Genomic DNA, 551 nt, shown 5'->3' on the forward strand with positions numbered 1-551 from the left:
TTGGCTGAGTTGAAGACGGTCGACATTGGCGTTGGGCGCGAGGGATTCGCTGGCACCCGAATTCCGACGCTTGCTGAAGTGGTCGAGTTGCTGGCCGGTTCCGATGCCCATCTCATCCTTGATGTGAAGGAAGACCCGCAGCACGGTGAGGGAGCCAGCCCCGCCGCTGTTGCGGTCGCAGAGCTCGTGCACAAGCGTCGTATGCACGAGCGCGTGACAATCACCTCCACTAATCATGTGTCGATGGCGGCGCTTGCTGTCGCGCATCCGTCTCTCAAGATTGGTCTTCGCCACCTTGTCGTGATGGAAGAGGCCGCATCGTATGCCGCTGCGGTCGGAGCGATCGCCCTTCACCCGATCGCTGTCGGCGCCGCCACCGGCGACGTTCATGGTGCGCGAGCTCTCGGCGTGATGGTGTGCGCCTCCACCCTGGTTGCCGAGTTCTGGCCCGTCACCGAAGAGGAGCAGCTCGATCAACTCTTCGCTCTCGGGGTCGACGCTGTGGTCACCGATTCGTACCAATCCGCTCTCAACCGTCGAGGAGTATCCGC

Annotated in this window: 1 protein-coding gene; it reads left to right on the forward strand. The window is 62.4% G+C overall.

Translation table 11 applies throughout. The features are described from left to right. A partial coding sequence (locus FRC98_RS21050; RefSeq protein WP_230467904.1) for a glycerophosphodiester phosphodiesterase occupies positions 1–551 on the forward strand: 551 nt, incomplete at both ends.

Source organism: Lujinxingia vulgaris, assembly GCF_007997015.1.
GTDB classification, from domain to species: domain Bacteria; phylum Myxococcota_A; class Bradymonadia; order Bradymonadales; family Bradymonadaceae; genus Lujinxingia; species Lujinxingia vulgaris.